The sequence below is a fragment of the Nocardia sp. NPDC050713 genome (assembly GCF_040654315.1).
Taxonomy (GTDB): domain Bacteria; phylum Actinomycetota; class Actinomycetes; order Mycobacteriales; family Mycobacteriaceae; genus Nocardia.
On the sequence record NZ_JBFAHS010000006.1, the window covers coordinates 112283 to 132023 of the forward strand.

Consider the following 19741-nt stretch of genomic DNA (forward strand, 5'->3'; position numbering starts at 1 on the left):
TCCCAGCAGGCGCGACAACCGCCGGTTCGGGCACACTGTTCGGCGAACCGCTACCCAGGAGAAGGCGAATAGTGCGAAGGCGCAGGACAATTCAGGGCGTGGCGCGGTCGTGGTTTCCGCGCGCGGCGCTGGCGGCGCTGCTGCTCACCACGGCGGCGTGCGCGGACGATGAACCGCTCGTCGCGCCGGCTCCGACCCTGGAACCGTTCCTCCGCCAGACCCTCACCTGGGAGTCGTGCGAGAACTATCCCGGCGGCGCGGGGCTTTCCGCCGAGGGCATCGAATGCGCGCGGGTGACGGTTCCACTGGACTACGCCGATCCCGGGGGCGAGACCGCCCGTATCGCCATCTCCCGGCTGCGGGCGCGCGGCGAGCGCGTCGCCGCGATCCTCACCAACCCGGGCGGCCCGGGCGGGCCCGGCCTGGACATGCCGAGGATGCTGGCGAAAACGCCGCTGGCCGAACGCTTCGACGTGATCGGCATGGATGTGCGCGGACTCGGCGCCTCGACGCCGCTGGTGCGCTGCCCGTCCGCGGAGGAGACGCGGACGGAGCGGTTGATACTCGGGGCCGGCCATGCCTTCGGCGAGATCGATCAACTGGAAGAGGAGGCCGAGGACTACGCCGTCTCGTGTGCGGCCGGTTCGGGGACGAAGCTGCTCGCACATGTCGGGACCGTCGATGTGGCCAGGGATCTCGATGTGATCAGGACGGTGCTCGGCGAGCAGAAGCTGACGTACTTCGGTGGTTCCTACGGCACCCGTCTCGGTTCCACCTTCGCCGAGATGTTCCCGGACCGGGTCCGGGCGATGGTGCTGGACGGTCCCCTCGATCCGGCGGCCAACATGGGTGATCCGGTGGCCGACGCCGCCGCGTTCCAGCGGGCATTCGAGGCCTACGCGGCGGACTGCGCGACGGCACCCGACTGTCCTCTCGGCACCGACCCCCGGCAGGCGACCGAGGTCTACCGGAAGCTGACCCTGCCGCTGATCAGCCATCCCGCGGCCACCACGGATCAGCGCGGAGTGGATTTCTTCGATGCGGCCGACGGGGTGATCGCCTCGATGTACAGCCCGGCACTCTGGCCGCAGCTCACCGCAGCCCTCGCCGAGCTGACCCGGGGCCGTGGTGACGCCCTCCAGGCGATCATCACCGGCCATTCCGAGTCCATCGGGATGGGCGTGCACCGGACGGTGAAGTGCCTCGAGGAGGTCAGAGTCACCGAGCGGGCACAAGTAACCCAGCAGGAACGCCGAATCCGCGAGGTCGCCCCCATTTTCGACAGCGGACTGCCCATCACCGAATCCCCCTTGGACGTGTGTGCGTTCTGGCCGGTGCCGCCGAATTGGCAGCCGCATCCGCCGGTGATCACGGGCCTGCCGAAAGTGGTCGTCGTGGCGTCCACCGGCGATCCGGCGACACCGTACGAGGGCGGCGTGCGGCTGGCCGAGGCCCTCGACGCACCACTGATCACCTACACGGCCACCCAGCACGGCGTCGTGTTCAAGGGCGTGCGTTGCGTGGACGAGCCGGTCATGAAATACCTGATCGAACTCGTTCCACCACCGGACACACGGTGCGTACCACAGCGATAGGCCGCGGGTCGGGCCTCCGCCTTCGCTCCGACCATGCATGGGACTGTCGACGGACGTCGTCCGGCAGCGCCCGTCTAACTGTCGACGGTGACGGCCTCCGGCGCGGGTAGTGCGCACAGCACACCCGAGGCCAGTTTCTCGAGGTGATGGAGTTGCCGCTCGTGCACCACGATTCGGCGCAACGCCTCGTTGACGGTGGCGTTGCTGTTGGCCGTCCCCATGATCGCGGCGGCGGCGGCCAACAGCTTCTGGTCGAGATCGATCCGCACGGTATGCATGCGTCCTCCTTCGTACTTTCGCCATCTTGCGGCATCACCCCCGCTCATGTCCGGCAAATCGCGTACACGCGCCGCGATACCGGGCTTGACTCGATACCCCATGGGGGTATAGTTCGAGACATGGAACACGGCCACGGAGCACATCACGCACACGCCGGGCACGCAGGGCATTCCGAACCGACCGCGCACGAAGGACATGCGGCCGGTCGGCACGAGAGCACGCACAGCGCGCAGCAAGCCCACACCGCCGCAGCGGACCACTCCGCACACGCCGAGCATCGTCCGGCGGCAACTTGGAAAATGGCCGCGACCGCGACGCTGCACTGCCTCACCGGCTGCGCCATCGGCGAGGTGCTCGGCCTGGTCATCGGCACCGCGCTGGGCTGGAGCACGTTGCCGACGATGGTGCTCGCCATCGTGCTCGCCTTCGTCTTCGGCTACGCGCTGACCATCCGCGGCGTGATGAAGGCGGGCGTCGCGTTCGGCGCCGCCCTGTCCGTCGCCTTCGCCGCCGACACTCTCTCGATCACCGTCATGGAGATCACCGACAACGCGGTGCTGCTCGCGGTGCCCGGCGCCATGCACGCCGGACTCACCGACGCCCTCTTCTGGGGCGCGCTCGCCTTCGCTTTCGCCGTCGCCTTCGTGGTCACCACACCGGTGAACAAGTGGTTGATCGGGCGCGGCAAGGGGCATGCGGTGGTGCACGTGTACCACGCAGGTCACTGAATCGCCAGTGTCACCGTTTCCATGAACGAGACCGGCAATCGACGGAAACCGCTCGGCCAGCTAGGCAGTGTGTACAGCTGGCCGGGCTTTCGTTGTCGGAACGGTCAGGCGGTGCTTGCATCGAGATATGTTCACCGAGGCTCAGCTGTACTCGCCGGTCACCCGCAGCGGCGACGGCGACGTGACGGTGCATTTGAGCGATGAGCACCCCGGCGTGCACGACCCCGAGTACCGGGCGCGCCGCAACGCCATCGCCGCTCTCGCGCTGGCCTACCGGCCGGGCGAACCCGTACCCGAGATCGACTACACCGAGGAAGAACAACAGGTCTGGCGGATCGTCTCCGCCGAACTGGCTCGCAAACACCGCACCTACGCGTGCGCGGAAGTGCTGGACGCCGCGTCCCGGCTCGACCTACCCGGCGACCACATCCCGCAACTCGACCAGGTGACAGCGGCACTCGCCCCGCTCACCGGCTTCCACTACGTCCCCGCCGCCGGCCTGGTGCCGCTGCGCGAGTTCTTCGGCTCTTTCGCGGACCGGGTGTTCCACTCGACGCAGTACATCCGGCATCACTCCGCCCCGCTCTACACGCCCGAGCCCGACGCCATCCACGAGATCATCGGGCACGCCAACCAGATCGCCAGCCCCCGCTTCGCCGCCATCTACGAAACCGTCGGCGCGGCGGTCGCCCGGTTGACCACCGAGACGGCGCTGAAATTCCTGGCCGATGTGTTCTGGTTCTCGATGGAGTTCGGCGTCGTCCGCGAGCACGGCGAAATCCGCTGCTACGGGGCGGGTCTGCTGTCCTCCTACGGCGAGCTGGACGAGTTCCGGCGGGCCGAGCTGCGGCCGCTCGACGTGGTCGCGATGGGAACCGCTACCTACGACATCACCCACTACCAGCCGATTCTCTACTGCGCCGAGTCGGTTTCGGAGATCGAGGACGTGATCGGCGGCTTCTTCGCCGAGATGGACGACGACACTCCCCTGCGTGCCTTGCGCGATCAGAAGCGGCCATCGGTGGCCGGGGCGAGCTGACGCGGTCAATCGACGGAAGGGTCCAGCGGCAGACCGGCGTCGAGGAAGTCCATCGCGCGCCCGAGGTTGTCCGCGTTCACCGGCGCGCGCAACGAGATGGCGAGGCCCGCTCCGGCGATCGCACCGGCCGCCACACGGACCTCGAAATCGTCGGCGGGGCGGTCGAGGTATTCGGCGAGCAGCTCGGCGATCATCTCGATGCCGCGCTCGAGCTCGATGCCGATCGCCGCGCGCAGTTCCGGCACGTGGTAGAGCAGGGCTTGGCGCTCCTGCTCGAAGGCCAGTTCCTCGGGCGTCAGGGTGGCGAACGCCGTGTCCATCGCTTGCCGGAAGGCGAGAATCGGGGAAAGCCCGCGCGGCTGGCGGCGGATCTCATCGATCAGCACCGGGTCCAGGTCGTCGGCGATGACCAGCTGCTCCTTGGTCGGGAAGTAGCGGAAGAAGGTGCTCGGCGAGACGTCGGCCGCCGCGGCGATCTGCTCGATCGTGGTCTCCCCGTAGCCCTGCTCGCGGAACAGGCGGAAGGCCTCGGTGCGAATCGTCCGGCGGGTCCGCTCCTTCTTCCGTTCCCGCAATCCCGGCGCCGCGACACCCTCACCCGTTGACTCAACCGACATGCGTCGATTCTGACTCATCGAGCGCCGCCGCGGCGGCAGGTGCGTCGACCGGCTCCGGCGCGCGGCGCGGCAGCACCCACAGCGCCAGCGGCACCGACACCGCGCACAGGCCGGCGCAGACCCACAGCATCAGGCTCATCCCGCCGACGAAAGCCGATTGGACCTGCGCCAACGCGTCCGCGTTTCCGCTCGCCTTCGCCGCGGCCGCCCCGCCGCTCACGCCGTCGTCGTAGGGCGCGACGTTCAGCGCACCGAGTTCGGCGCGGTACCGGGTGACGAGCACGGTGCCGAGCAGCGCGACGCCGATGGTGCCCGCCGCCTGCCGCAGCGCCTGCATCAGCGCGGACCCGACGCCGCTGCGCGCGACGTCCAGATCGTCGATGGCGACCGACATCGCGACCGGCATGCCTATTCCCATGCCGACGCCGACCAGCGTGATCCAGCACGCGGTGAACCAATAGGCGCTGTCCACGTCGGTCATCGCGCCCGAGCCGAGGCCGATGCCGAGCAGCACGAGCCCGGCCGTGACCGCCACCCGCGCACCGGCTTTCGGCAGCAGCCGATCTCCCAGCCGCGCCCCGACCACCACGCCGCCGATCATCGGGAGCAGCCGCAGACCGCTGCCGAGCGCGTCGGCGCCGAGCACCTCCTGGTAGTACTGCGGCACGGTGAAGAACATGCCGAACATCGCGAAGGTGATCAGCACGGCGAACACAGAGCCCCAGCGGAAACCTTTGGCGCGGAACAATTCCAGGTCGATCAGCGCGTGCCGGGCGCGCCGCTGCCACAGCAGGAACGCCGCCATCGCGATCGCGCCCGAGGCGAGCAAGATCCAGGCCGTCGCGTCGCCCCAGCCCTCTTCGCCGAAGCGAATGAAACCGTAGGTGATACCGAGCATCCCGAGCATCGACAGCAACACACCGGGCAGATCGATCGGACGCCGTTCCGGATTGCGCGATTCCGGCACCAGCGCGGTCACCGCCGTCGCGGCGAGCACCACCATCGGCACGTTGATCAGGAAGACCGAACCCCACCAGAAGTTGTCGACCAGCCAGCCGCCGAGCACCGGACCCAGCGGCAGTCCGAGCGAGGTCGCGGTGACCCAGATCGACATGGCGCGGGCCCGTTCGCGCTGCTCGGGGAACAGCACCGGAAGCACCGCCATGGACAACGGCGTCATGGCCGCCGCGGCGATACCGAGCGCCACCCGCGCGGCGATCAACTGCCCCGAGGTGTCGGCGAAGGCGCAGGCGAGCGAAGCGAGACCGAACAAGACGAGCGCGGCGAGCAGGATCTTCTTGCGTCCGTACCGGTCGCCGAGCGCGCCCGCGGGCAGCATGAACGCCGCGAGCGTCAGCGTGTAAGCCGAGCTGAACCATTGCAGCGCACCGGTATTCGCGTGCAGGTCGACCGCGAGGGTGGGCAGCGCGACAGTCAGGACGGTCATATCGAGGCCGACGGTCAGCATGGCGAGTGCCAGCGCGCCGAGCGCGAGCCAGCGTCGGGTGTCCGCGTTCACGATCCCTCCGTAAATGGTAGTTACTACTTTTTGATAGTAACTGCCATTTTATGGTGGCTGTCAATACTGTGCCCGGTATCCGCCGACGCTCCGGCCGAGCGCCTGGCGCCGAAACTTCGTCCGGCTGCGCCTGTTAGGCGGACCTCGGCCTTCGCTCCGGCCAGCCACGGTCTGTTGGCCGACTCCGTCCGCCTGCGCCTATTAGGCTCGCTCCCGATGAGAATCCCGCATCCCCGCCACCGCGCCGCGCGCTGTCTCGCCGGTGCGCTCGCCGCCACCCTGCTCGGCGGCGCTTTCGCCGCACCGGCTTTCGCGGCGCCGACGACCACCACCGCCCCGTTCACCACCCCGAACACGGATAGCTGCCCGCAGAAGACCAAGCCGCCCGCGCCGATCGACACCTCCGAGGTGCCCGCGCCGGGTCAACCGACGCCCGGTCCGCTGGCGGTCCCCGTGCCTCCGGTGGGCGGGACCAGGATGGGCGAGTGCGGCGTGGTGCTGCCGAAGGGTGCGCCGCCTCCGCCGAAGGACATTTCCGCGACCGCGTGGGTGGTGTCGGATCTGGACACCGGCGAGGTGCTCGCGGCCAAGGACCCGCACGGGCGCTACCGGCCCGCCAGCACGATCAAGGTGCTGCTCGCCACCGTCGCGCTGCGCACGCTGCAGCTGGACACGGTGGTCACCGGAACCCAGGCGGACGCGGACGTCGACGGCACCCGCGTCGGCATCGGCCCCGGCGGCCGCTACACCAACCGGCAGCTCATGCAGGCGCTGATCATGGCCTCGGGCAACGACGCCGCGCACGCGATCGCCGCGCAGCTCGGCGGCGACGACGCCGCCGTGGCGAAGATGAACGAGCTGGCGAAATCGTTGTACGCCTTCGATACCCGCGCGGCGACGCCGTCCGGGCTGGACGGTCCCGGCATGAGCACATCGGCCTACGACCTGTCGCTGCTGTTCCGCGAGGCGATGACCATCCCGCTGTTCGCCGAGTTCATCCGCACCGAGCAGATCGAGTTCCCCGGCTATCCCAAGAATCCGAAGATCCCGGACGACGTCGACCACCCGGGCTTCGCCGTCGGCAACGACAACCATCTGCTGTTCAACTACGAGGGCGCGCTCGGCGGCAAGACCGGCTTCACCGACGACGCGCGGCAGACCTTCGTCGCGGCAGCACAGCGCGACGGGCGCAGGCTGGCCGTCGCCCTATTGCAGGCCGAGGTGCGCCCGCTGCGGCCGTGGGAGCAGGCGGCCCGGCTGCTCGACTACGGTTTCGCGCTGCCCGCGGGCACCCAGGTCGGCATGCTGCCGAACCACAACTCGACGGACGCGAAATCCACGGCGGCCCTCGCCGCTCCGCCGGGCCCGGAGGGCGGCGACGTGCTCGCCAGCCCGCCGCACGAGCGCGACAACGCGGGCTTCCGCACGCTGCTGATGGTCGGCGGTATCGTGCTGATCCTGTTCCTGCTGCTCAAGGCACGGCGCATCAACCGCCAACGGCGCTGAGCGGATTCGGTTCCGGCGAGTCCGCTCAGCCCATCCCCGCCGCGTTGCTCAGCGCGGAACGTCGACTGCCCACGGCGCTGGGCAGTTTCGATGCCGTCGCTCCGGCGAGTCCGATCAGCGCGGCCCATCCCCGCCGCGTACCTCAGCGCCGCCTGCGCAGGGTGGCCAACCCGAGGGCGGCGAGCGCGCCCGCGCCGAAGTAGGCCGCGCCGCGGCCGAACGGTCCGGCATTGTCGATCACGCGCGGCTGGATGACGGCCGGGGCGGGTGCGGGGGGCGCGACCTCGGGCTCGTTCTCGGATGCGGTCGCGGCCCACGCGGTCGCGAACAGGATGATGCGGTAGGTGATGTAGCTGAACACCATCAGACCGATGATCGAACCGAAGGCCGCCCCTGCCGGACTGCGCAGCACGATCTGCAGGTAGATGGAGGCGACGAACTTGAAGATCTCGAAGGCGATCGCGGCGATCAGCGCGGCTTTCGCGGCGCTGGCCACCGTGACGGGCTCGCGGGGCAGCCTGGCGATGATCCACGCGAACACCGCCCAGCTCGCCAGCAACGCGAACAGGATCGACAGCAGCGTCAACAGCACCCGGGCGCCAGGTAGGTCGGCGAGGCCGTAGCGCTCGAGCAGCTGAGCGCCGAGGTTGCTCGACGCCAGCGCCGAAAGACCGAGCGACACCACGAAAGCCAGGCCGAGGCCGATCAGCGCACCGAGATCGGAGATCTTGGTGCGAATCCAGTTGCCCTCCTCGTGCTTCTGTTCCCACTGCTCGGTGAGCGCGGCGCGCAGGTTCGCCATCCAGCCGAGCCCGGTGTAGAGGCCGGCGAGCAGGCCGAGCACGCCGACCGTGCCGCGGGATCGGACCGCCTGGTCGATGAGATCGTTGAGCTGGGTGCCCAGCTCGCCGGGGATGGTCTCGACGATCTTGTCCTGAAGCTCTTGGAACAGTTCCTGATTGCCCGCGAGTACGAAGCCCGCGGCCGCGAACGCCACCATCAGCAACGGAAACAGCGACAGCACAGTGAAATACGTGATCCCGGCCGCGAAGTAGTCGCCACGCTGGCGCTGATAGCGGCCACCGGCCCGGATCAGATGGTCCAGCCAGGGCCGCGCCTGCACGCGGCGTTCGATCCCGGCCTTGATGTTGTCGATCGCCTGCACCTGCTCGCCCCTTCGACGCCTCCTGACGAACCCGGCCCGTCGGCTCCCCGCGCACGGCCGGAGCGAAGGCGGCGGTACGCCCTCGCAAGCGTCGTACCCGGGCTAGCGGGCCAGGAAACCCACCCGGTCGTAGACCTGTGCGAGAGTGTTGCCGGCGATCTCACGCGCCTGCTCCGCGCCGGCGGCGAGGATACGGTCGAGTTCGCCTTGATCCGCCAGATACTCTTCCACCTTGGCGCGCAAGGGCGTGACAAATTCCACCAGCGCGTCGGCGACATCGGATTTCAGGTCCCCGTAACCCTTGCCCTCGAAATCCTTCTCCAGCGTGACGATCGGCGTTCCGGTCAGCGAGCTCAGGATCACCAGGAGATTGCTGACACCCGGTTTGGCGTCCGTGTCGTAGCGGATCTCGCGCTCGGTGTCGGTGACCGCCGAACGGACCTTCTTCGCGGTGATCTTCGGATCGTCGAGCAGGTTGATCAGACCCGCGTCGGTGGCGGCCGACTTGCTCATCTTGGCGGTCGGGTCCTGCAGGTCGTAGATCTTCGCGGTGCCCTTGACGATGTGCGCCTCCGGCACGACGAAGGTCTTCTTGTAGCGGGTGTTGAAGCGCTGCGCCAAGTTTCGGGTCAGCTCCAGGTGCTGGCGCTGATCCTCGCCGACCGGCACCTGGTGCGGGCGGTAGAGCAGGATGTCGGCGGCCATCAGCACCGGGTAGGTGAACAGGCCGACGGTCGCGTTCTCCGCGCCCTGCCGGACCGACTTGTCCTTGAACTGCGTCATCCTGCTGGCCTCGCCGAAACCGGTGATGCAGCTGAGGACCCAGGCCAGCTCGGCGTGCTCGGGCACCTGGCTCTGCACGAACAGCGTCGACTTCTTGGGGTCGATACCGATCGCCAGCAGCTGCGCCGCGGCGGCCCGTGTCCGCGCCCGCAGTTGCTTCGGGTCGTGCGCGACGGTGATGGCGTGCATGTCCGGGATGAAGTACAGCGCGTCGTAGTCGTCCTGCAAGGTCACCCAGTACTGCAGCGCCCCAAGGTAGTTGCCCAGGTGGAACGAGGAGCTGGTCGGCTGGATCCCGGACAGCACACGCTGCTTACGCTCGGCGGCCGGGGCTGGTGCGGGACTCGACATGCCTCCGATCTTCCCATGTGAGTCCAGGGGAATTTCTAGCCGCCCAGTTGCGCGGGTCGACGCCGGGCATGCTCGGTCGCCCGGTCCGCGCCAGCGCGCGCTCCCGCTCGGAGACCAGCCGGTAGACCGGGCCGCTCGGACCGGCGAGCGTGCCGCGCAGCACCCTCGGTGCCAGCGGCGGCGCGAAATGCGCCGTGCGCACGCCGCGGGCCAGCGCGCGGAAGGCGAGTTCGTCGGCCATCCCCCAGCGCATGCCGTACATGGCCCGAACGCGCGGCGGCAGACTGCCTTGCACCAGCAGGAAGAACGCCGATGTGACCTGGTGCAACGGGGCACGCTGCGGATACGGGACACGCTGACCGGCCAGGTACGAGCCGACCAACCGGGCCTCCTCGGTGAGGAACAGCTCGTCGGAGGCGAGGTAGCCGTCGAAGAAGTCGCGGAAGGCCGGGTAGTCGGCGGGCGCGGCCGAGCGCGGCATGCCGAACAGCTCGCCCCAACGCACATAGTCCTGGTACAGCCCCTCCCGCTCGCCGTCGGTCAGCTTGCGGACCAGCAGGTCGTACATCACTTCGGCGGAGTCGAAGGTGAACGCCATGGTCATGAACATCAGGTGCGGATCGAGGGCCGAGTACGGGGTGCCCGCGGGATGGTGTGGCCCGGCGTCCTCGGGCAGCTCGCCGACGACCTTGGCGTGCTTCTTCGTGGTGAACGCCAGCGCCCGATCCGCCTCCTCCTTGCTGCCGAGAAAGACGGCCTCGAACAGCTTGCCGGTGAGCGCGAGCCGGGTGTAGGGCGTATCGCGGTGCTCGGTGTTCTCCGCGGTCCCGACGTAGAGCCGAGGGTGCACGGCCCCGACCACGAGCGCGCGCTGACCGTAGGTGAGGCCGACCGCGCGCTTGCTCATGACGCGCCGCGCCATCGAGTTGGCGGCGAAGTATCCCGGCGTGGACGAGCGTGCGGACATCGTTGTCTCCTCATCGAAAGACCCGGCATACACCGGGACCCACGGCATCTGGCAATAGAATCCTCCAGATTTCTCATTGTGGCAAGGACCACTACCAGAATCGTTGCCGTGCCAGAATCGAGCTGTGACAGCGCAGCGGACCTACGGCGGCGTCTCCGCCGACCAGCGCAGGGCACAGCGCCGCACGGCCCTGCTGGACGCGGCGCTCGAGATCGTCGGCACCCAGGGCATCGCCAAGCTGACCGTCTCCGGCCTGTGCGCGCAGGCCGGGCTCAACGAGCGCTACTACTATGAGAACTTCGACAGCCGCGACGCCGTGCTGACCGCGCTGACCGACCGGATCGCCGAGGAACTGGCCGTCGCCATCCTCGGCGGCCTGCGCGACGCGCCGGACGACTCGCGGGCCAAGGCGCATTCGGCCATCGCCGCTGGCATCCACCTGCTCACCGACGATCCGCGCAAGGCCAAGGTCGCGCTGATCGCGGGCATGGCGACGCCGGAGCTGCGGGCCCGCACCACCGAGACCATCCGGGTATTCGCGCGTATGGTCGCGGCGGAGGGCATCGACTTCTACGGCATCACCGAGCCGGAACCGGATCCGGCCATCTTCTTCCGCGCGACCTACCTGGTCGGCGGGCTGGTGCAGACGCTGACCACGTGGCTCCAGGGCGATCTGCCGCTCAGCAAAGAGGAACTCATCGAGCACACCACGGATGTGTTCGTCCTGCTCGGCGAGGATCTGGCCCGCCGCCTCGGCTGATCGGCCCGAGACCGACCGACGAGACCGTGGCCGGTGACCACGCCGTCGCCGTACAGCGCGGCGGGGAGGTCACCCGGCTTACCCCCAAGAGCCCGAGAACACGTGGACGAGGTGCCCCCGGATCAGGCCAAGGACAGCGGAACGAACTCACTCGAGGGTGGGGCGCCCTGGTACACCACGCGGAACGCGACATCGCGCCGCGCCCAGTAACCCGCGCAGTCGCGCATCGCCTCTTCGAACCAGTCTCGCTCGTCGGGTTGATCGGCGAGCAGCGCGGCCGCGTCCCGCACCACCACCACGTAGCCGCTCGCGTTGCCGACGAAATCGTCCAGGTCGCGCAGGCATTCGTCGAAGGCGTCCTTGTTCGCGCCGAAGTAGTACGGGAACTGGAACGCCGCGGCCCACTCGTCGAACACGCCCGCCGTGCCGCGCATCTTGGGCCCGCGCAGCTCGCGCACCAGGTAGCCCGCGGGCGCGCGGTAACGCACCTCGCTCAGCTCCGGCGCGTCGACGGGGAGCGCGCCGAGCACCGGCGTGGACGGGCCGCCGAGGACGGCGGGCGCGCCGTCTGGGGTGCGGGCGAGGAATCGCGAGAGCGGAACCGGGCGGGTCATCAGCGCATCCTCGTGAAGGTCTCGTAGTGGTCGCCGGTGTACCAAGCCGTGCCGTCGCTGCCGGTCACGATGCGTTCGGCGTCGCGGGAGCGATTGCGCTGCTTGGGATTGACGTCCCACTCCCGATAGGTGATCGACCTGCCCGCCGCGTCGGTGCGCGGCAGCGTGCCCTCGCGATTCATCCACCGTTCGCCGCCCTTGGTGCCGGGCGCGTTCGCCGAATCCGGCCAGCGGCCCGCGTCGATCTCGGCCAGCGTCACGTAGGCGCGGTCAGGGACGCCTTGCGCCCGGCTCGGCGCCGTGCTTGTGGTCGCCGCGATGGCAGAGGTGGCGGGCGAACGCTCGGGACCGTTACTGGCGGGCGAGCGCGCCGGGCCGTTCGTAGCAGTCGCGATGGTGCCTGTAGTGGCCGAGCCCGCGGTGCGGTCGGTGTCGGAGCCGCCGCGCAGAGCGAGCACCGCCACCAGCAACACCACCGCCACCGCGCCGAGCGCCGCGAGCGCCCGAATCACCTTGCCGGACATGCCCGCACCTCACATACGCTCGGCGCCCCGCGTGCGGCACGCAAGCAGATGATTCGCTCACTCCGTTCGGTCACCGGTACTGCACCGTCACCGGCGCGTGATCGGACCAGCGCTGATCGTAGGCGGCGGCCCGCTCGACAACGGCCTGCTTGGCGCGGCCGGGCAGCTCGCCGCGGGCCATCTGGTAGTCGATGCGCCAACCGGAGTCGTTGTCGAAGGCGCGGCCGCGGTAGGACCACCAGCTGTACGGACCGTCCACGCCCGGATGCAGCTGACGCACCACGTCGGCGTAGCCCGCGGCGATCAGCTCATCGATCCAGGCGCGTTCCTCGGGCAGGAATCCGGCCGACTTCAGATTGCCCTTCCAGTTCTTCAGGTCGCGTTCGGTGTGCGCGATGTTCCAGTCGCCGCAGACCACGAATTCGCCGGTGCGGGTCGTCAGGTAGGCGCCGAACTCGGCCATGAAGCGGTACTTCTCGTCCTGGCGTGGGGTGCCCGCGTCGCCGGAGTGCACGTAGACGCTGGCGACGGTCAGCTCGTCGAAGTCGGCCTCGAGGTAGCGCCCGGAAGCATCGAACTCGGCGCTGCCGAATCCGACGCGCACGGCCTTCGGCTCGCGCCTGGAGAGGATGCCGACACCGGCCCGGCCCTTGGCCCCCGGCTCGGCGTGCGCCAGCCACCAGCCGTCGGCCAGCGCGGGGGCGAGTGCGGCGCGGGTCTGCTCGTCGGTGGCGCGGGTCTCCTGTAGGCAGACGATGTCGGCCTCGGTGGCGGCGAGCCACTCGAGCATGCCCTTACCCGTGGCCGCTCGGACGCCGTTTACGTTGACACAAGAGATGATGTAGGGCACCCGACGACCGTACAATGCTGGTCAGAGATATCGCCCCCGGACACCGCCGTCCAGGAAGGGGTGCTGACGATGACGTCCGACACCTCCAAGTCCCCGGCCGCCCCGCGTTCCAGCCGAGCGCGAACCGCACGCGCGGCCGACAAACCCGGACCGGTCAAGGCCCTGCACCTGGGTTCCGGCGATCCGCTGCTGCTGTTGCACGGGTTCATGCTCTCGCCGCACTGCTGGGAACGCACCGCGGACCGGTTGTCCTCGGCCTGCGAGGTGTTCGCGCCCGCGCTTCCCGGGCACTGGGGCGGCCCGCCCTCCGAGGGCTGGCACACCGACGTGTCCGTGCTGGCCGACGGGATCGAGGCCCAGCTCGACGAATTGGGTTGGCGCACCTGCCACATCGCGGGCAACTCGCTCGGCGCCTGGGTGGGGGTGGAACTCGCGCGCCGCGGCCGGGCCCGCACGTTGACGCTCATCGCGCCCGCCGGTGGCTGGAACGTCCCCTCGATCACTCAGTTCCGGGTCGGCCTGAAGTTCCTCTCGCTGGTTCCGCTCGTCCGGATCGGCAGGCGGCTCGGCGACTTCGCCACCGACAACTTCATTCCGCAGCGGTTCGCGCTGTTCCTGCTGAGCAAGCAGGCTTCGGCGGTGCCGCGCCGCGAGATCGCGAACGTCCTGCGCGCCGCGCTGAACTGCACGGCGATGGTGCCGATGATCGCGGGCGGCCTGCGCGCCCCGGCCCTCGCCGACCTGTCCGACCTGCCCACGCCGGTCCGCTTGCTGCTCGCCGAGTACGACCGCATCATCCCGAACCGCGTCTACGCCCGCCGCTACCTGAAGGAACTCCCCGACTCCGCCGACCGCATCCTCGTCAACGGCGTCGGCCACGTCCCCATGCTGGAAGCCCCCGACCGCATAGCCACCCTCATCGCCGAACACGTCTACGCCAGCCGCACCCACCTCCGCGCCGTGTGAATCTCACACATCCTGTGCACGCCTCACATAGGCGGTGCTTATGTGAGGCGTGCGGTAGGGGTGTGGGAGCGTCAGCGGCCGAGGAGGGCCTTGGCGATGTGGGTTACTTGGATTTCGTTGCTGCCCGCGTAGATCATCAGGGATTTGGCGTCGCGGGCTAGTTGTTCGACGCGGTATTCGGTCATGTAGCCGTTGCCGCCGAAGAGTTGGACGGCTTCCATGGCCACGTCGGTGGCGGCTTCGGAGCAGTAGAGCTTCATCGCGGAGGCTTCGGCGAGGGTCGGCGGTTTGCCCGCGCGACCGCGCTCGAGCGCGTTGAACACCATGTTCTGCACGTTGATCCTGGCGATCTCCATCTTGGCCAGCTTGAGCTGGACCAGCTGGAAGCGCCCGATCTCCTGACCCCACAGCTTGCGGCTCTTGGCGTACTCGACGCAGAGCCGGTGGCATTCGTCGATGATGCCCAGCGCCATGAACGCCACCCCGATGCGTTCGGCGGTGAAGCTGGAGCGCGCGGACTCGCGACCGTCGCCGCCCTTGTGCTCCTCGGTCTCGCCGAGCAGCCGGTCCCGGCCGAGGCGGACGTTGTCGAAGAACAGCTCGCCGGTCGGCGAGGCGTGCAGGCCCATCTTCTTGAACGGCTTGCCCTGGGTAAGCCCCTCCATGCCCTTGTCGAGGACGAAGGTCAGCACCTTACGCTCACGCTTGTCGGCACCGGTGCCCTCCTCCAGCTTCGCGTACACGATCATCACGTCGGCGAAGGGACCGTTGGTGATGAAGGTCTTCTGGCCATTGAGGATGTAGTCCTCACCGTCGCGCTTGACGTAGGTCTTCATCCCGCCGAACGCGTCCGAGCCCGAGTCCGGTTCGGTGATCGCCCAGGACGCGACCTTCTTCATCGTCACGATGTCGGCGAGCCACCGCTCCTTCTGCGCCAGCGTGCCGCGCGACATGATGGTGGTCGCGCCCAGCCCGATGCTGACGCCCATCGCGGTCACCAAACCCATACAGACACCGGACAATTCGCCGATCAGCACCGCCATCAGCGACTCCTGCCCGCTGAACGGGCTACCGCCGGAAGACTTCTTCTTCTCCGGCGCGGGCTCCCCCGCCGCGACCGCGGCTTCCCTGGACCGCTGTTTGGCGAGCATCTTCTCGACCGCGTCGCCGCCCATCGCGTCGATCCCGAACTCGCTGAACAGCTTTCGGATGATCGGATACGGCAGCATCTCGCCGGTGTCGAGCGCGTCCAGGTTCGGCCGGATCTCCTTGTCGATGAAGGTGCGCACCGCGTCGCGGATCATCAGATCGGTCTCGGACCATTCGAACATCGTCGTTCTCCTTTCTGGCGGCCCAACCTCAGGGCAGCCGGGCGGCGATGTCGTCGATCAGCCAGGGGCCCTCGGTCTCGATCGTCTTGACGTCGTGCCAGCCGCCCAACTCGGAGATGGCGCCGCCCTGCACCGCGAACACCTTGCCGGTGATCGGGCACTTGTCCGAAGCCAAGTATGCGACCAACGGGGAGATATTGGCGGGGCTGAAGGCATCGAATCCGCCCGCTTCCTCAGCCGCCTCCGCCTCGGCCGCCATCATCTCGCCCATGCCCGGCGTGGCGAGGGTGAGCCGGGTCCGCGCGATGGGCGCGATGGCGTTCACCCGCACGCCGTAGCGGGCCAGCTCGTCGGCGGCGACCAGCGTCAGCGCGGCGATGCCCGCCTTGGCCGCGCCGTAGTTGGCCTGACCGGCGTTCGGGATGGTGGTGCCCGAGGCGGACGCGGTGTTGATCACCGCCGCGTTGGGCTGATTGCCCGCCTTGCTCTGCTCTTTCCAGTAGACGGCCGCGTGGTGCAGCACCGCGGCGTGGCCCTTGAGGTGCACCGCGATCACGGCGTCCCACTGGGCTTCGTCCATGCCCGCGAGGAACGCGTCACGCAGGATGCCCGCGTTGTTGACCACGATGTCCAGGCCGCCCAGCTCCGAGACCGCCTGCTGGACCAGGTTGCGCGCGCCCTCCCAGGAGGCGATGTTGTCGGTGTTGGCGACCGCCTTGCCGCCCGCCGCGACGATCTCCTCGACCACCTGCTGCGCAGGCCCGGAATCGGTGCCCTCGCCCGCGTTGCTGCCGCCGAGGTCGTTGACGACGACGTGCGCGCCCTCGCTCGCGAACAGCAGCGCGTGCTCGCGGCCGATCCCCCGGCCCGCGCCGGTGATGACGGCGACCTTTCCTTCCAATGCGCCCATGTGTGCGTCTCCTGTGTGGTGCTCCCGCCCGATCGGACGAGGGTGTGATGAATGGGGTACCGGCCCGCGACCGAACGCCGCGGGCCGATCGGGTCAGTCGGCGATCTCGGCGAGGCCGTCGCTGAGCACGACGTCCGTGCCGCGCACCGTCTCGAAGGCGTAGGTGGTGACGCCGTCGGCGGCGCCCACCTTCCAGATCCGGGTCTCCAGGTCGTCGCCGGGGAAGACCATCTTGGCGAAGCGCACCGCGAAACGGCGCAGCCGATGCACATCCGAGCCCGCCGCCTCGGTGAGCACCGCCCACGACGCGAAGGCCATGGTGCACAGGCCGTGCGCGATGATGCCGGGCAGTCCGGCGTCCTTGGCGACCTGCTCGTCCAGGTGCAGCGGCACCGGATCGCCGGAAGCCGGTGCGTAGCGGAAGGTTTGGTCGTCGTCGACGTGCTGCGGCACGACGGCGAACGGCTCGGTTCCGCGCAGCGACTCGTCGAACTTGTGCGGCGGCGCGGCCTGTCCGACGGACTTGCCCGCGTCGATGTTGCGAAAGAACGCGGTCAGGTATTGCTCGTTGACCAGTTCCCCGTCCTCGTCGCGACATTCGACGAGGATGGTGATCGTGCTGCCGTTGGACTTGCTCGCGTAGCCCACCGCTTTCGCGCGGGTGACCAGCTCGTCACCGGGCCGGATCGCACGGTGGAAGTGAAAATCCTGCTCGCCGTGCACTACTCGGCCGAAGATGTCCATCGGCGCCACGTCGATCACCGGCATCATCATGGCCTCGAAGACCGGGACGATGCCGAACACCGGCGAGGCCACCTCGCCCGCACGGTGCGCCGCGATGGGATCGTTGGTGGCCGCGGCGTATTCGGCGATCCGCTCCGAGGTCACCTCGAAACGCTCGTCGTCACACCAGGTTTCCAGACCCGCGTCGTCGAATTCGACGACGCGGGCGGCGGTGGTTTCCGCTGTCATCGCGACGCCTTACGCCGAGGCCAGCGCGTCGAGCTGGTCGAGCGACTTGTCCAGCTGCTTGATGCCGTCCTTCTCGACCGCCTTGCCGAGCGCGCCCTTGATCAGCGCGCCTTCGAAGTCGCCGGACACCACGATGGTGCTACCCGCGCCCTTTGGCTGGATGTCGAAGGTGAATTCGGTTTTGACGCCGGCCATTCCGGCGCCGCCGAGGGTCAGCTTGTTCGGCGCCTCGACCGCCTTGATGGTCCACTCCAGCTTGTTCGCCATGCCGAGCATGACGATCTTGGCGACCAGCTTGGACCCCTCGGCCAAGACGGTGGGCGGCTCCTCCATGAAGCGCTCGTGGATGGTGAACCACTTGTCCCAGGTCTGCGGGTCGGAGACGACCGCCCACAGCGCTTCCGGGGTGGCGTCGACATCCTTGGTTGCTTCGATGTGTCCCATGATCTCTCCTGTCGGGGAATGGTTTTCGGATCAGCGATCGGCGCGCTGGTAGGCGGTCACGACCGCGGCGCCGCCGAGGCCGATGTTGTGCTGGAGCGCGGCGGTGACGCCCTCGACCTGACGCTTGTCGGCCGCGCCGCGCAGCTGCCAGGTGAGTTCGGAGCACTGCGCAAGACCGGTGGCGCCCAGCGGATGCCCCTTGGAGATCAGGCCGCCGGAGGGGTTGACGACCCACTTGCCGCCGTAGGTCGTCTGGTTCTCGTCGATGAGCTTGCCCGCCTCGCCCGGGCCGCACAGGCCGAGCGCCTCGTAGAGCAGCAGCTCGTTGGCGGAGAAGCAGTCGTGCAGCTCGATGACCTGGAAGTCCTCGGGGCCGAGGTTCGCCTGGCGGTAGACCTGCCGCGCGGCTTGCACATTCATGTCGAAGCCGATCAGGTTCTTCGCGGTGCCGTCGAAGGTGGAACCGAAGTCGGTGGTCATCGCCTGGCCGACGATCTCGACGGCCTGCCCGGCGAGGTCGTGGGAGTTCACGAAGTCCTCGCTCGCCAGGATCACCGCGCCGGAACCGTCGGAGGTCGGCGAGCACTGCAACTTGGTGAGCGGGTCGTAGATCATCCGCGCGCCGAGGATGTCGTCGAGGGTGTACTCGTCCTGGAACTGGGAGTACGGGTTGTTCACCGAGTGCTTGTGGTTCTTGTAGCCGATCTTGGCGAAGTGCTCGGCGGTGGTGCCGTATTCCTTCATGTGCTCGCGACCCGCCGCGCCGAACATCCACGGCGCGACCGGGAAGAGCACCTCGGAGATCTCGGCCAGCGCCATGATGTGCTTGGCCATCGGCTGCTCGCGATCGTCCCAGGTGGAACCGAGCGAGCCGGGCTGCATCTTCTCGAAGCCCAACGCCAGCGTGCAGTCGGCGAGCCCGCCGCGGATGGCCTGCGCCGCGAGGTACAGCGCGGTGGAACCGGTCGAGCAGTTGTTGTTGACGTTGACCACCGGAATGCCGGTCATGCCGAGCTCGTAGACGGCGCGCTGCCCGGAGGTGGATTCGCCGTAGACGTAGCCGACGTAGGCCTGCTGCACCTCGCGGTAGTCGATGCCCGCGTCGGCGAGCGCTTTGGTACCCGACTCCCGCGCCATGTCCGGGTAATCCCAGTCGGTGCCGTCCTCGTTCTTGCGACGGCCCGGCTTCTCGAACTTCGTCATGCCGACGCCGACGACGTAAACCCTGTTCGCCATCGAACTCCTTACTTCGTGCCTGCCCGCGCCGTGGTGTGCACCGGCGGTGCGGGCGGCGGACATCAGCGTCCGATCCGAACGGATCGAGCTGAAACAAACATACAAAGCTGTATGTAATGATGCAAGGGTCCTGCGCTAGTTAGGATCAATTCAGCTTTATTCGCAGTTCAGAGTGGCATTGACAGACATACAACTAGTTGTGTATCTGGAGCCACCCGCCGCTGAGATGTAGGCGGTTACGCCCGATGGATGTTTTTCGGGACGGGAGCACGTACGCCGCGCCAGACCCGGCCAACGGCGGCGCAATCCTCGGCGCTTCCCCGGCACCGCCGAGCAGGCGGCCGATCCCGGCTCGCGGTACCGCTGTCCACCGCGAAGTTTTCGGCCCGCAAAGCGGTTCGAGACCGAGCCCACGGTCACAGCGATCGCCGTCAGCGGCAGACGGCAGCACCGACACTGCGGCCGCACCGACGCCGCACGAAGCGCCGACGGCGGTCGGCACTCAGCCCGCAGCAGTCAGCCAGCGGGCGTCAGCAAGCCTCGGTAACAGCGTGATTCGGATGCGACTCGACGCCACTGCGATGC

The 19741-nt window shown here is 68.5% G+C and carries 20 protein-coding genes; 6 read left to right on the forward strand and 14 right to left on the reverse strand.

Annotated features, from left to right (window positions below; all coding sequences use genetic code 11):
- The first annotated feature begins 98 nt into the window (after positions 1–98).
- Positions 99–1595, forward strand: a complete 1497-nt coding sequence (locus AB0H49_RS14240) for an alpha/beta hydrolase (RefSeq protein WP_357251220.1) — start codon at positions 99–101, stop codon at positions 1593–1595.
- A 74-nt stretch (positions 1596–1669) separates the two neighbouring features.
- Here AB0H49_RS14240 and AB0H49_RS14245 read toward each other — a convergent pair whose 3' ends face one another.
- Positions 1670–1873, reverse strand: a complete 204-nt coding sequence (locus tag AB0H49_RS14245; protein ID WP_357251223.1) for a type II toxin-antitoxin system VapB family antitoxin — start codon at positions 1871–1873, stop codon at positions 1670–1672.
- 300 nt (positions 1874–2173) lie between these two features.
- Here AB0H49_RS14245 and AB0H49_RS14250 point away from each other — a divergent pair, with 300 nt between their 5' ends.
- Together AB0H49_RS14250 and AB0H49_RS14255 are read left to right on the forward strand one after the other, a co-directional pair.
- On the forward strand, positions 2174–2602 hold the full coding sequence (locus AB0H49_RS14250; RefSeq protein WP_357251226.1) for a DUF4396 domain-containing protein: 429 nt from the start codon (positions 2174–2176) through the stop codon (positions 2600–2602).
- A 127-nt stretch (positions 2603–2729) separates the two neighbouring features.
- Complete coding sequence (locus AB0H49_RS14255) at positions 2730–3641, forward strand: phenylalanine 4-monooxygenase (protein WP_357251229.1); 912 nt, start codon at positions 2730–2732, stop codon at positions 3639–3641.
- A gap of 5 nt (positions 3642–3646) precedes the next feature.
- Here AB0H49_RS14255 and AB0H49_RS14260 read toward each other — a convergent pair whose 3' ends face one another.
- Both AB0H49_RS14260 and AB0H49_RS14265 read right to left on the reverse strand, forming a co-directional pair.
- On the reverse strand, positions 3647–4258 hold the full coding sequence (locus tag AB0H49_RS14260) for a TetR family transcriptional regulator (protein ID WP_355000011.1): 612 nt from the start codon (positions 4256–4258) through the stop codon (positions 3647–3649).
- Positions 4248–5726, reverse strand: a complete 1479-nt coding sequence (locus AB0H49_RS14265; protein WP_357251520.1) for an MFS transporter — start codon at positions 5724–5726, stop codon at positions 4248–4250. Before AB0H49_RS14265 ends, AB0H49_RS14260 begins: the two co-directional genes overlap by 11 nt.
- Before the next feature lie 267 nt (positions 5727–5993).
- On the opposite strand from AB0H49_RS14265, the gene AB0H49_RS14270 reads away from it, so the two are divergent.
- Entirely contained in the window at positions 5994–7283 is a 1290-nt protein-coding gene (locus tag AB0H49_RS14270; protein ID WP_357251232.1) for a D-alanyl-D-alanine carboxypeptidase family protein, read from the forward strand.
- A gap of 142 nt (positions 7284–7425) precedes the next feature.
- Here AB0H49_RS14270 and yhjD read toward each other — a convergent pair whose 3' ends face one another.
- The 3 genes from yhjD to AB0H49_RS14285 all read right to left on the reverse strand — a co-directional run bounded on the left by yhjD (position 7426) and on the right by AB0H49_RS14285 (position 10549).
- The gene (gene yhjD, locus AB0H49_RS14275; RefSeq protein ID WP_355000013.1) at positions 7426–8448 is read right to left on the reverse strand and encodes an inner membrane protein YhjD; all 1023 of its coding nucleotides are present in this window, start codon (positions 8446–8448) and stop codon (positions 7426–7428) included.
- Between the two features lie 102 nt (positions 8449–8550).
- Positions 8551–9582 carry a tryptophan--tRNA ligase gene (trpS, locus tag AB0H49_RS14280; protein ID WP_355000014.1) on the reverse strand — a complete coding sequence of 344 codons (1032 nt, stop codon included), beginning with the start codon at positions 9580–9582 and terminating at the stop codon, positions 8551–8553.
- On the reverse strand, positions 9545–10549 hold the full coding sequence (locus AB0H49_RS14285) for an oxygenase MpaB family protein (RefSeq protein ID WP_355000015.1): 1005 nt from the start codon (positions 10547–10549) through the stop codon (positions 9545–9547). Before AB0H49_RS14285 ends, trpS begins: the two co-directional genes overlap by 38 nt.
- A 124-nt stretch (positions 10550–10673) precedes the next feature.
- Here AB0H49_RS14285 and AB0H49_RS14290 point away from each other — a divergent pair, with 124 nt between their 5' ends.
- Complete coding sequence (locus AB0H49_RS14290) at positions 10674–11309, forward strand: TetR/AcrR family transcriptional regulator (protein WP_355000016.1); 636 nt, start codon at positions 10674–10676, stop codon at positions 11307–11309.
- Positions 11310–11431: 122 nt separating this feature from the next.
- Here AB0H49_RS14290 and AB0H49_RS14295 read toward each other — a convergent pair whose 3' ends face one another.
- The 3 genes from AB0H49_RS14295 to AB0H49_RS14305 all read right to left on the reverse strand — a co-directional run bounded on the left by AB0H49_RS14295 (position 11432) and on the right by AB0H49_RS14305 (position 13297).
- Positions 11432–11923: a barstar family protein gene (locus tag AB0H49_RS14295; RefSeq protein WP_357251237.1), complete on the reverse strand. Its 492-nt coding sequence runs from the start codon at positions 11921–11923 to the stop codon at positions 11432–11434.
- Positions 11923–12447, reverse strand: coding sequence for a ribonuclease domain-containing protein (locus tag AB0H49_RS14300; protein WP_355000018.1), 525 nt, complete (start codon positions 12445–12447; stop codon positions 11923–11925). Before AB0H49_RS14300 ends, AB0H49_RS14295 begins: the two co-directional genes overlap by 1 nt.
- Before the next feature lie 70 nt (positions 12448–12517).
- The gene (locus tag AB0H49_RS14305; protein ID WP_357251240.1) at positions 12518–13297 is read right to left on the reverse strand and encodes an exodeoxyribonuclease III; all 780 of its coding nucleotides are present in this window, start codon (positions 13295–13297) and stop codon (positions 12518–12520) included.
- Positions 13298–13366: 69 nt separating this feature from the next.
- Here AB0H49_RS14305 and AB0H49_RS14310 point away from each other — a divergent pair, with 69 nt between their 5' ends.
- Positions 13367–14263 (forward strand): alpha/beta fold hydrolase, encoded by an 897-nt coding sequence (locus AB0H49_RS14310; protein ID WP_357251243.1) that lies wholly within the window; start codon positions 13367–13369, stop codon positions 14261–14263.
- Positions 14264–14334: 71 nt separating this feature from the next.
- Here the strand turns inward: AB0H49_RS14310 and AB0H49_RS14315 are convergent, their stop codons facing one another.
- The 5 genes from AB0H49_RS14315 to AB0H49_RS14335 all read right to left on the reverse strand — a co-directional run bounded on the left by AB0H49_RS14315 (position 14335) and on the right by AB0H49_RS14335 (position 19219).
- The gene (locus AB0H49_RS14315) at positions 14335–15594 is read right to left on the reverse strand and encodes an acyl-CoA dehydrogenase family protein (RefSeq protein ID WP_357251244.1); all 1260 of its coding nucleotides are present in this window, start codon (positions 15592–15594) and stop codon (positions 14335–14337) included.
- A 28-nt stretch (positions 15595–15622) separates the two neighbouring features.
- Positions 15623–16504, reverse strand: a complete 882-nt coding sequence (locus AB0H49_RS14320; RefSeq protein ID WP_357251247.1) for an SDR family oxidoreductase — start codon at positions 16502–16504, stop codon at positions 15623–15625.
- Positions 16505–16597: 93 nt separating this feature from the next.
- Complete coding sequence (locus AB0H49_RS14325) at positions 16598–17476, reverse strand: MaoC/PaaZ C-terminal domain-containing protein (RefSeq protein WP_357251250.1); 879 nt, start codon at positions 17474–17476, stop codon at positions 16598–16600.
- 9 nt (positions 17477–17485) lie between these two features.
- Positions 17486–17920: an SRPBCC family protein gene (locus AB0H49_RS14330; protein WP_357251253.1), complete on the reverse strand. Its 435-nt coding sequence runs from the start codon at positions 17918–17920 to the stop codon at positions 17486–17488.
- 30 nt (positions 17921–17950) lie between these two features.
- Positions 17951–19219 carry a lipid-transfer protein gene (locus AB0H49_RS14335; protein WP_355000025.1) on the reverse strand — a complete coding sequence of 423 codons (1269 nt, stop codon included), beginning with the start codon at positions 19217–19219 and terminating at the stop codon, positions 17951–17953.
- Positions 19220–19741 lie beyond the last annotated feature (522 nt).

Bases quoted from the DNA above. Each gene is read 5' to 3' on its own strand.
- AB0H49_RS14245 (WP_357251223.1), bottom strand. From the start codon at position 1,873: ATGCATACCGTGCGGATCGATCTCGACCAGAAGCTGTTGGCCGCCGCC.
- AB0H49_RS14250 (WP_357251226.1), top strand. From the start codon at position 2,174: ATGGCCGCGACCGCGACGCTGCACTGCCTCACCGGCTGCGCCATCGGC.
- AB0H49_RS14255 (WP_357251229.1), top strand. From the start codon at position 2,730: ATGTTCACCGAGGCTCAGCTGTACTCGCCGGTCACCCGCAGCGGCGAC.
- AB0H49_RS14260 (WP_355000011.1), bottom strand. From the start codon at position 4,258: ATGTCGGTTGAGTCAACGGGTGAGGGTGTCGCGGCGCCGGGATTGCGG.
- AB0H49_RS14265 (WP_357251520.1), bottom strand. From the start codon at position 5,726: ATGCTGACCGTCGGCCTCGATATGACCGTCCTGACTGTCGCGCTGCCC.
- AB0H49_RS14270 (WP_357251232.1), top strand. From the start codon at position 5,994: ATGAGAATCCCGCATCCCCGCCACCGCGCCGCGCGCTGTCTCGCCGGT.
- trpS (WP_355000014.1), bottom strand. From the start codon at position 9,582: ATGTCGAGTCCCGCACCAGCCCCGGCCGCCGAGCGTAAGCAGCGTGTG.
- AB0H49_RS14285 (WP_355000015.1), bottom strand. From the start codon at position 10,549: ATGTCCGCACGCTCGTCCACGCCGGGATACTTCGCCGCCAACTCGATG.
- AB0H49_RS14295 (WP_357251237.1), bottom strand. From the start codon at position 11,923: ATGACCCGCCCGGTTCCGCTCTCGCGATTCCTCGCCCGCACCCCAGAC.
- AB0H49_RS14300 (WP_355000018.1), bottom strand. From the start codon at position 12,447: ATGTCCGGCAAGGTGATTCGGGCGCTCGCGGCGCTCGGCGCGGTGGCG.
- AB0H49_RS14310 (WP_357251243.1), top strand. From the start codon at position 13,367: ATGACGTCCGACACCTCCAAGTCCCCGGCCGCCCCGCGTTCCAGCCGA.
- AB0H49_RS14315 (WP_357251244.1), bottom strand. From the start codon at position 15,594: ATGTTCGAATGGTCCGAGACCGATCTGATGATCCGCGACGCGGTGCGC.
- AB0H49_RS14320 (WP_357251247.1), bottom strand. From the start codon at position 16,504: ATGGGCGCATTGGAAGGAAAGGTCGCCGTCATCACCGGCGCGGGCCGG.
- AB0H49_RS14325 (WP_357251250.1), bottom strand. From the start codon at position 17,476: ATGACAGCGGAAACCACCGCCGCCCGCGTCGTCGAATTCGACGACGCG.
- AB0H49_RS14330 (WP_357251253.1), bottom strand. From the start codon at position 17,920: ATGGGACACATCGAAGCAACCAAGGATGTCGACGCCACCCCGGAAGCG.
- AB0H49_RS14335 (WP_355000025.1), bottom strand. From the start codon at position 19,219: ATGTCCGCCGCCCGCACCGCCGGTGCACACCACGGCGCGGGCAGGCAC.